Source organism: Pseudomonas agronomica (genome assembly GCF_025917275.1).
GTDB lineage: Bacteria > Pseudomonadota > Gammaproteobacteria > Pseudomonadales > Pseudomonadaceae > Aquipseudomonas > Aquipseudomonas agronomica.
The window spans coordinates 1-3618 of the sequence record NZ_JAOSHO010000493.1; the positions used below are offsets into that span (position 1 = coordinate 1).

Genomic DNA, 3618 nt, shown 5'->3' on the forward strand with positions numbered 1-3618 from the left:
GCGGGAGCAAGCTCCCTCGCCACGGGGTATGCGTTCGGCCTGTTATCCCACTCAAAACAGAAAATAGCGCTGCGCCATCGGCAACACTTCAGCCGGTTCACACCACAACAGCACGCCGTCGGCCTTGACCTGGTAGGTCTGGGGGTCGACGTCGATGCTCGGCAGGTAGTCGTTGTGGATCAGGTCGGTTTTCTGCACATCGCGGCAGCCTTTGACCACGGCGATTCTTTTCTTCAAACCAAGCTGTTCCGGCAACCCGGCCTCGGCGGCGGCCTGGCTGATGAAGGTCAGGCTGGTGGCGTGTCGCGAGCCGCCGAAGCTGGCGAACATCGGCCGGTAATGCACCGGCTGCGGCGTCGGGATCGAGGCGTTGGCGTCGCCCATCAGGCTCGCGGCAATCGCCCCGCCCTTGAGGATCAGCGTCGGCTTGACGCCGAAAAACGCCGGGCGCCACAGCACCAGGTCGGCCCATTTGCCCACTTCGATGGAACCCACTTCATGACTGATGCCGTGGGTGATCGCCGGGTTGATGGTGTACTTGGCGATGTAGCGCTTGATGCGGAAGTTGTCGTTGCCTTCGCCGTCGCCGGGCAGGGCGCCGCGTTGCTTTTTCATCTTGTCGGCGGTCTGCCAGGTGCGCGTGATGACTTCGCCGACGCGGCCCATGGCCTGGCTGTCGGAGCTGATCATCGAGAAGGCGCCGAGGTCGTGGAGGATGTCTTCGGCGGCGATAGTCTCGCGGCGGATGCGGCTCTCGGCGAACGCCACGTCCTCGGCGATGCTCGGGTCCAGGTGATGGCAGACCATCAACATGTCCAGGTGTTCATCGATGGTGTTGCGGGTGAACGGCCGGGTCGGGTTGGTGGAGCTGGGCAGCACGTTGGGGAAACCGCAGGCCTTGATGATGTCCGGCGCATGGCCGCCACCGGCGCCTTCGGTGTGGTAGGTGTGAATGGTGCGGCCCTTGAACGCGGCCAGGGTGGTCTCGACGAAACCGGATTCGTTGAGGGTGTCGGTGTGGATCGCCACCTGCACGTCGTACTGGTCGGCCACGCTCAGGCAGTTGTCGATGGCCGCCGGGGTGGTGCCCCAATCCTCGTGCAGCTTCAGGCCGATGGCCCCGGCCTTGACCTGCTCGACCAGCGGCTCCGGCAGGCTGGCGTTGCCCTTGCCGGTGAAGCCCATGTTCATCGGGAAGGCATCGGCGGCCTGGAGCATCCGCGCGAGGTGCCATGGCCCGGAGGTGCAGGTGGTGGCGTTGGTCCCGGTGGCCGGGCCCGTGCCGCCACCGATCATGGTGGTGACGCCGCTCATCAGCGCTTCTTCGATCTGCTGCGGGCAGATGAAGTGGATGTGGGTGTCGATGCCGCCCGCGGTGAGGATCATGCCTTCGCCGGCGATCACCTCGGTGCTGGCGCCGATGGCGATGGTCACGTCGGGCTGGATGTCCGGGTTGCCGGCCTTGCCGATCGCGGCGATGCGCCCGTCCTTGAGGCCGACGTCGGCCTTGACGATGCCCCAGTGATCGATGATCAGCGCGTTGGTGATCAGCGTGTCGACGACCTCGGCAGCCAACAATTGGCTCTGGCCCATGCCGTCGCGAATCACCTTGCCGCCGCCGAACTTCACTTCTTCGCCGTAGGTGGTGAAGTCCTTTTCCACTTCGATCCACAACTCGGTGTCGGCCAGGCGGACCTTGTCGCCGACGGTGGGGCCGAACATGTCGGCGTAGGCTTGGCGGGAGATTTTCATGTGCTTGCCTTGAGATTCAATGGGGTGTTGGACCGCTCGCATTACTCGCTATCGCAGCCTTCGGCAGCTCCTACAGGGGCGCGTACATCTGTAGGAGCTGCCGAAGGCTGCGATCTTTTGATCTTTAATCCAGGTCGCCCATGACCCGCCCGGCAAACCCGAACACCCGGCGATGCCCGGCCAGTTCGACAAGCTCGACTTCCCGACTCTGGCCCGGTTCGAAGCGCACGGCGGTGCCGGCCGGGATGTTCAGGCGCATACCACGGCTGGCGGCGCGGTCGAAGGCCAGGGCGTCGTTGGTTTCGAAGAAGTGATAGTGCGAGCCGACCTGGATCGGTCGGTCGCCGCTGTTGGCGACATTCAACGTGAGCGTGCGGCGGCCGACGTTGAGTTCGATGTCGCCGGGCTGGACCTGGTATTGGCCTGGAATCATTGCGGTTGCCCCAAAGTCTTGTAGTAGATGGCGGTCGGGCTGTAGGTCCCGTCCGGGCTCTGGCAGTAGTTGGGCAGTTCGCCGACGCGGGTATAGCCCATGGCGCGGTAGAACGCCTCGGCTTCGGAGCCGGCCTCGGTGTCGAGGTACAGCAGCCCGCGCTTGTGCTGGCGGGCACCCAGTTCCAGGGCGCTCATCAATTGCTGGCCCAGGCCTCGGCGACGGGCCTCGCCGCGCACCAACAGCTTTTGCACTTCGGCGCGGTTGAGGCCGTTGGGCTTCTGGCACAAGGCGAGCTGGACGCTGGCTTGCACCTGTTCATCCTTGACCACCACCCACAGCAGCAGGTGGCCCTGGTTGAGACTGGCCTGGACTTCATCGAAATAGGTCCGGGCCTGGACCGCATCGAGGTCGGCCATGAACCCGACGCTGGCGCCATAACCCACGGCGTCGAGCAACAGATCGATCAGGCCCTGGCGATAATGCGCAAAGCTTTCAGCGTGGACTCGACGCAACTGGGCGGCGTTCATCGGTATCACTCCTTGTCGATGGCGGGCGGTGGTGCCCCGGGATTGAGGACCAACTGCATGAAAGTCAGGTCCAGCCAGCGGCCGAACTTGGTGCCCACCTGCGGCATCTGCCCGGTGGTGACGAAACCGGCCCGCTCATGCAGGCGAATCGAGGCCGCGTTGCCGCTCTCGATGGCCGCGACCATGACGTGTTTATCGCAGGTCCTGGCGCGCTCGATCAGGGCAGCCATCAGCAACGGGCCAAGGCCGTTGCCGCGCTGGTCGCTGCGCACGTACACGGAATGCTCCACGGTATGGCGGAAGCCATCGAACGGCCGCCAGTCGCCGAAGGAAGCGTAGCCGAGCACGTTGTCCTCGGCGTCAACGGCGACGAGCACCGGGTAGCCCTGGGTTTGCCGGGCGCTGAACCAGGCCTGGCGGTTGCCCAGGCCCACGGCCTGCTCGTTCCAGATCGCCGTGGTGTTGAGCACGGCGTCGTTGTAGATCTCGCGGATCGCCGCCAGGTCGGCGGGCTGGGCGTCACGAACATGGGCAGTCATGGCGTGGCCTCAGGCGATGGGTTGATGGACGGTGACCAGTTTGGTGCCGTCGGGAAACGTCGCTTCGACCTGGATTTCCGGAATCATTTCCGGGATGCCTTCCATCACCTGCTCGCGGCTCAGCAGCGTGGTGCCAAAGTGCATCAGCTCGGCCACGGTCTGGCCGTCCCGGGCACCTTCGAGCAGTGCGGCGGAAATGTAGGCCATGGCCTCCGGGTAGTTGAGTTTCACGCCCCGGGCCAGTCGTCGTTCGGCGACGAGGCCGGCGGTGAAGATCAACAGCTTGTCTTTTTCGCGTGGGGTCAGGTCCATGTGCAGTCCAATAAGGGGCAGATAATTTTTTTCGCAGTAAACACCGATCCCT

Annotated in this window: 5 protein-coding genes; all 5 read right to left on the reverse strand. The window is 64.4% G+C overall.

Annotated elements, in window-relative coordinates; all coding sequences use genetic code 11:
• Positions 1-51 precede the first annotated feature (51 nt).
• Positions 52-1752: an urease subunit alpha gene (gene ureC / locus OC610_RS23295; protein WP_264431177.1), complete on the reverse strand. Its 1701-nt coding sequence runs from the start codon at positions 1750-1752 to the stop codon at positions 52-54.
• A 124-nt stretch (positions 1753-1876) separates the two neighbouring features.
• On the reverse strand, positions 1877-2185 hold the full coding sequence (locus OC610_RS23300) for an urease subunit beta (RefSeq protein ID WP_249876329.1): 309 nt from the start codon (positions 2183-2185) through the stop codon (positions 1877-1879).
• Positions 2182-2715, reverse strand: a complete 534-nt coding sequence (locus OC610_RS23305) for a GNAT family N-acetyltransferase (protein ID WP_264431180.1) — start codon at positions 2713-2715, stop codon at positions 2182-2184. The genes OC610_RS23300 and OC610_RS23305 overlap by 4 nt, the downstream gene beginning before the upstream one ends.
• A gap of 5 nt (positions 2716-2720) precedes the next feature.
• Positions 2721-3254: a GNAT family N-acetyltransferase gene (locus tag OC610_RS23310; protein WP_264431182.1), complete on the reverse strand. Its 534-nt coding sequence runs from the start codon at positions 3252-3254 to the stop codon at positions 2721-2723.
• Positions 3255-3263: 9 nt separating this feature from the next.
• A complete protein-coding gene (gene ureA, locus OC610_RS23315; protein WP_007907366.1) occupies positions 3264-3566 on the reverse strand; it encodes an urease subunit gamma in 303 nt (100 codons plus the stop codon).
• Positions 3567-3618: the final 52 nt, after the last annotated feature.